Annotated in this window: 10 protein-coding genes; all 10 read left to right on the top strand. The window is 55.0% G+C overall.

Features of this window, described 5'->3' with window-relative positions; all coding sequences use genetic code 11:
- Positions 1–68: 68 nt before the first annotated feature.
- Positions 69–332, top strand: coding sequence for a hypothetical protein (locus tag G113_RS19130; RefSeq protein WP_005909852.1), 264 nt, complete (start codon positions 69–71; stop codon positions 330–332).
- Between the two features lie 125 nt (positions 333–457).
- Entirely contained in the window at positions 458–955 is a 498-nt protein-coding gene (gene radC, locus G113_RS19125; protein ID WP_005909850.1) for a RadC family protein, read from the top strand.
- Complete coding sequence (locus tag G113_RS19120) at positions 952–1,494, top strand: hypothetical protein (RefSeq protein WP_005909848.1); 543 nt, start codon at positions 952–954, stop codon at positions 1,492–1,494. The genes radC and G113_RS19120 overlap by 4 nt, the downstream gene beginning before the upstream one ends.
- Before the next feature lie 114 nt (positions 1,495–1,608).
- On the top strand, positions 1,609–2,115 hold the full coding sequence (locus G113_RS19115) for a hypothetical protein (RefSeq protein ID WP_005909846.1): 507 nt from the start codon (positions 1,609–1,611) through the stop codon (positions 2,113–2,115).
- A complete protein-coding gene (locus tag G113_RS20820) occupies positions 2,115–2,330 on the top strand; it encodes a hypothetical protein (RefSeq protein WP_005909844.1) in 216 nt (71 codons plus the stop codon). The genes G113_RS19115 and G113_RS20820 overlap by 1 nt, the downstream gene beginning before the upstream one ends.
- On the top strand, positions 2,327–2,689 hold the full coding sequence (locus G113_RS19110; protein ID WP_005909842.1) for a hypothetical protein: 363 nt from the start codon (positions 2,327–2,329) through the stop codon (positions 2,687–2,689). The genes G113_RS20820 and G113_RS19110 overlap by 4 nt, the downstream gene beginning before the upstream one ends.
- A complete protein-coding gene (locus tag G113_RS19105; RefSeq protein WP_236611810.1) occupies positions 2,686–2,979 on the top strand; it encodes a hypothetical protein in 294 nt (97 codons plus the stop codon). The genes G113_RS19110 and G113_RS19105 overlap by 4 nt, the downstream gene beginning before the upstream one ends.
- Before the next feature lie 68 nt (positions 2,980–3,047).
- A complete protein-coding gene (locus tag G113_RS19100) occupies positions 3,048–3,572 on the top strand; it encodes a hypothetical protein (RefSeq protein WP_005909839.1) in 525 nt (174 codons plus the stop codon).
- 323 nt (positions 3,573–3,895) lie between these two features.
- Positions 3,896–4,531: a hypothetical protein gene (locus tag G113_RS19095; protein ID WP_201765034.1), complete on the top strand. Its 636-nt coding sequence runs from the start codon at positions 3,896–3,898 to the stop codon at positions 4,529–4,531.
- A gap of 77 nt (positions 4,532–4,608) precedes the next feature.
- The coding region (locus tag G113_RS19090) for a hypothetical protein (RefSeq protein WP_005909835.1) at positions 4,609–5,039 on the top strand (431 nt) is incomplete at its 3' end.

The following is a 5,039-nucleotide window of genomic DNA, read 5'->3' as shown; positions in this document are numbered from 1 at the left end:
GCAGCGTACCTGCACTAATCACGGTTATCGTGTGGAGAGTGACCCCTTACCCCAAGAGGAGGCACACGATGCCCAAACAACCGATAGCCGTTGAGCTTGAAGCGATTAATCGAGATGGCGAGACGCAGGTGGTGCGTGACAGTGGCCTGACCGTACACGGCTACAGTGTCTACCTGCGAGCGATGGAGGCAAGCGAGCTGGCCCTGGCTACCTGGGTAGCTGACTACGACACCATAGGACCGGCCTACCAACTGGCAGAACGGCTGAGTGTGGCACTCGCTATCCCGCTCACCATACTGGTCCCAGAACCGCTGATGCCGATTACAGAGTGAATCCGCCGCCACGGCAGGCCCCACTACGGCCAACTGAACACCCCTCAAAGTGAACCAACAACCTATCTACCTTTGACCCCGGCATGCCTCGCGTTGCCGGGGTTTTTCTTTTTCAGGAGACCACTATGCGTTACCACAAGCTCAAAGCCGGGGAATGCCCCGGCACCTATGTCGTCACCGAACCCGTGACCGAGCAAGACCTGCTGCGTATCGCCAATCAGATTGCTCGCAAGCGCCTGGCCAAAGGTACCGCCATCACCAGTACCACTGATGCCGCTCTGCGGCTACAAACCTTGCTGCAGGACCGGGAGCACGAAGTGTTTGGGGCACTGTTCCTCGACTCCCAACACCGCGTATTGGCTTTTGAGGAGCTGTTTCGTGGCACCTTGGACAGTGCCAGCATCTACCCACGGGAAGTGGTCAAGCGTGCCCTGCTACTCAACTGCGGGGCAATCATCGCAGTGCACAATCACCCCAGCGGTGATCCTGAACCCAGTCAATCTGACCGGGTCTTCACCCAAGCCCTCAAGGAGGCGTTGGCACTGGTCGATGTCCGCCTGCTCGACCACCTGGTAGTCGGCGCAGAGGGCGTGGTGTCACTGGCCGAGAGAGGTCTGCTATGAACCCTCCGGCAGGCAAATCACACCTCACCGCCCTCGACATCCTCCTCGAATTGCGCTGTTGGCTTGCTGACAACGTCGAGATGCAGGCAGCACCCGCCATCGTGGCCCATCTGCCGAGCGGCTACCTGCTCACCCAAGCCGATTGCATCGAGGCCATTGATGCGCTGCTGCATCAGCTGCGCCAAGAAGGGACAAACACCATGCGATTACCTAACCCCTATTCTCTTGAGGAAACTCTGGGCAAGCTACGCCATGGCCTGATAACCGCCTGCAACGAGGATGCACTGACGTTGCTGGAGAAGGGGCTCACCAAGGCGCGTGATGACGATGTTTATGCCAAGCGGCTGGAAGAGACCTTGCTGCGGGGATCCACCATCGAGATCCGCGAGTGCCTCAGCTGCTTTGGCGACTACGTCGAGCGCTCCCGAGACGCACCGCCCTATTACCCGCATCACGATGCCGTCAACGGCATTGATTGTGCGCTCTACGCCATCCTGTTCGATGCGGCTCTCCCCAGCACAGAGCAGGCGCACGAATAACACCAGCATCCCCAACCCCGGATTATCCGCGCCAACACCATGATCCGGATATTCCGATCCCCAGCAAGGCCACCTCACTGCAGGTGGCCTTTTGCATTTCAAGGAGCTATTCCCATGTCTGCCTTCATGATCGATCGCAAGGACTACCTTGCCTTTGCCGTACAGTTACACCGTTTTTGCAATGCTCCGATGCCACCGCACTACACCCTTGAGTTGCTGCGCACCCTCTGGTGGAACTCGCCAATGGATGTCACCAGTACCTGGACTTGGCGAATAGACAGGCTGGTACGGTTGATGATGCTCGCCAACCGGCGGGCAGTCAGGCATCGCTATCAGCTGAGACGTCAGCAGGACCAGAAGGAACCACGTCAGCACCGCTCGACCAAGCAGAGTCCACTTAAACCTGCCCATCGTTACCACCAGGCACCACTCACCGATGCCGAACTGGTTGCCCTCTACAAATTCACCTGCTGCGCTCTGTACCAATCGAGCGAATGGAGCGGGAGCCCTGAGCAGGCACCTCGGCTTGTGCAGGTACTACAGCAGTTGCAACAGGCCCTCGCACAAGACGTGCTGACCCGGCTGTCACTGTGGGAGCAAGCACCTTGGGGGGAGATGTGATGGCTCTCTCCATCACTCTGACGGTGACAAGCTCACCACCGAGCTCAACTGCCCATATAGCCCAGCGTATCGCCGATGACATGGCACACCTGCATCACCGTCTGGGGGATGGGGTAAGTGATGAACTGGGCATAAGTATCAGCTATCTGGTCGAACAATTTGCGCTGCTGGCAGCGGCTTACCGCATACCAGCGGAAATGGAGAAACACCCATGATCGAATTCAAGGACAGTTTTAGCCAGGCCGCCGTGGCAGAGGCTATGTGTGCCCATCCAGCACTTGCCCAGCTCATCAGCCAACAGTTGATGCTACCGGGCTTTGCCTATGCCCACGATGTGGAGGGGCGGCGTATTGGCGGACCCTTGGTAGCCCCCAACCCGGTGCTGCACAAGACCATGCTCTTTGTCAGCCCACGGGATATGCGTGAACACCTGCCACGTGAGATTAACTTCGCCCGCTTTCGCTGTGCCTGCAATGCAGCGGGTCAACCGGTCGGTGAGTGGCAACGGGTAATTGTCGGGGCATACGTTAACCACGGCAGCAACGACGCGCCGGATTGGAGTAGCCATACATGACCATGACTACGTCCACAACACCCCCCATGGCGCCTGAGAGTGCTATCGCCAGGCTACGAGCCCATATCGATGAGTTCATTGCGTTGGAGCTGACCCACAAGCTTGATGTGCAGCTGGCCAGCCTGGTGCGCTACGGCGCACTGAACCTGGATAACTGGGACGGGGCAAATCTGGTCCTGCCTCGCGCCGTGACCACCGCGCTGCTGGAGGCTGCTGCCGAGCGGGTGATTTGGTACAGCCACCGCCGTCGCTATCAGAGAGACATCAACCGCCTCAAACAATCTCTGTAGACAATCCTCCCACCACCCCACACAGCCCCTCACGCCGAGGGGCTGTTTGCATTTTAAGGAACCCACACATGCACGACCTGCGTGATTACAAGACCCTGACCGCTCGGCAGATAACCGCTGCCATCGGCCAGCTCAACCACAACACCGCGCCGAAGATAATGACCCACCTGGCATTGCGGGCCAGGCAACCCCATCCGCTCGGTAATGGCCGTAGCAGAGCCAAGGCCCTCAAGCTGCTACGCCGGGTCAAGAAAGCCCACAAGGCGGGCCGTATCCCGTTAGAGCTTACAGTGACGGGGGGTCGCATAGACCGAGGCAACCATCAGGCAGACCGTTACTATTACGACCGGATACTACTGGCTCAAGGCTGGCAGCAGTACGACACCGCCCAAGATGCGTGGTACTTCGGTATCTGGATTAACACCGAGAAGCTGGAGACCTTTACCTATGCCGAGGGGGATACCAACCATGTGATTGCGCCAAACGTTGAGGCGTTTCGTGCAGAGCTGGCGCGGCTCTACCAGTACCACCCGCAATCCCCAGCGTTTATCTGTATCAATCAGGAGGTTGGCGTCGTGACTCACTACTTATAGTGCTGAGTCGTTCATTCATGCGGTGTAGCGCTGTTTAATTAATAAACAAGCCTAGTCACATCCATATAGGAATTTGACCATGCTCAAGTTTTTTGTTTGTCAAAGCTGAATCGAGGTGTGTTGAAAAGTGCGCCGCTGTAGTATGGAGAGCCTATAGGGTCTGGTGCCAAACGGAGTTAGTACTGCTGTTTAGAGGCATAGATTCATTTTTTTTACAACGTTCGGGGTTTTTGAAGATGAAAATTACGGCTAGACGCACAGCTATTTGTTTAATGGTTTCCGCCAGCCTTATTCTCTCTGGCTGTGCTAGCACTGGGAGCTCAGTGACAGGGAATCAACCGGCAACAGATTCAAGACTTACTAATGGGCAAGAGGCTGAATTTTTTAGTGCATCTGGATTCCAGGCATGTGCCGTTGCGGCAGGTATGGGTGTTGCAGCTTGCATGCTTTTGAAGTCAGAAGAAAAAACTCAGTGTGCAATAAAAGCGGGCATAGCTGCATGTGGTGTGGCGATGGGGGCTAACTACTATCTTGATACTCGTCGCGCTGAGTATGCCAATACCACCGATCGTTTGCAGGCAATGAACAACGACATTCAAAAAGACACCGAGGTCGTGGTTGCTCGCACTAATACTGCCAAGCAGGTAATTGCTGACAATAGTAAAACCTTGACCCGAATTGCTAAAGATAAAGACCAAGCGGGTTTTGACAAGGCGGTAGCACAGCGCCAGCTTGGCAAAGTCGATGCTGATCTGGCTCAACTCAACAAAGAGTTGACCAATATGCGTAAGAAGGCGACCGAGTATCAGCAAGTGGCCAAAAGCGAGCAGAGTGAGGCAACCGAGACTGAGTTGGCAATGGTCAATACCAAAGTGCTTGAGCTGAACAAGCAGATTGCCGTATTAGAGAAAGAGGTTAATGGCCTTTATGACCAGCGCAGCGCTATCACAGTTGGTTAAATATCAACCATTACATCATTATCGTTAAGGGAGTCGTCAATATCTCGGGTCTATCTGGATGTTGATAGGAAAATATTATGAAATTTAGAGCCGTCTATCTGAGTAGCTTGCTGGTATTAACTGGTTGTGCCACAACTCCCGCTGATTGCGATCCTTCCAACCGTAGCGCTAGCCTCCTCACAAAAATGAGTTGTGATTCCTCTGGAGGATACCGCCAAAAGGTCAACGACCAAGAGCAACAGCTGCAACGAAATCAGGAACTCAACGCACTATCGCATCAAATTTTGACCGACATGGAAAGCCGTAAGCAGCGTTCAAACACAACACTGGCACAGGAGCAGGCTGATCAGCAGGCATTGAAAGCCTCATTGAGTCAACTGGTTGCCCAACTAAAAGTTAAAGGTGGTAACCAAGTCGGGTTGCAGCAGCAGATCACAGCCCTGACCCAGGCCGAACAGCAGTTCACTCCCTCCTCAAATGATAATGCGGCTCAAGTTGCAGCAAGGAG

The sequence above is a fragment of the Aeromonas molluscorum 848 genome, from assembly GCF_000388115.1.
Lineage (GTDB): Bacteria > Pseudomonadota > Gammaproteobacteria > Enterobacterales > Aeromonadaceae > Aeromonas > Aeromonas molluscorum.
The sequence above is the reverse complement of the archived record's forward strand: the minus strand, read 5'-3'. Positions and strand labels throughout refer to the sequence as shown.

What these genes read in the sequence shown, in the direction of transcription:
- G113_RS19130 (WP_005909852.1), top strand. Translation starts at nt 69, where the DNA reads ATGCCCAAACAACCGATAGCCGTTGAGCTTGAAGCGATTAATCGAGAT.
- radC (WP_005909850.1), top strand. Translation starts at nt 458, where the DNA reads ATGCGTTACCACAAGCTCAAAGCCGGGGAATGCCCCGGCACCTATGTC.
- G113_RS19120 (WP_005909848.1), top strand. Translation starts at nt 952, where the DNA reads ATGAACCCTCCGGCAGGCAAATCACACCTCACCGCCCTCGACATCCTC.
- G113_RS19115 (WP_005909846.1), top strand. Translation starts at nt 1,609, where the DNA reads ATGTCTGCCTTCATGATCGATCGCAAGGACTACCTTGCCTTTGCCGTA.
- G113_RS20820 (WP_005909844.1), top strand. Translation starts at nt 2,115, where the DNA reads ATGGCTCTCTCCATCACTCTGACGGTGACAAGCTCACCACCGAGCTCA.
- G113_RS19110 (WP_005909842.1), top strand. Translation starts at nt 2,327, where the DNA reads ATGATCGAATTCAAGGACAGTTTTAGCCAGGCCGCCGTGGCAGAGGCT.
- G113_RS19105 (WP_236611810.1), top strand. Translation starts at nt 2,686, where the DNA reads ATGACCATGACTACGTCCACAACACCCCCCATGGCGCCTGAGAGTGCT.
- G113_RS19100 (WP_005909839.1), top strand. Translation starts at nt 3,048, where the DNA reads ATGCACGACCTGCGTGATTACAAGACCCTGACCGCTCGGCAGATAACC.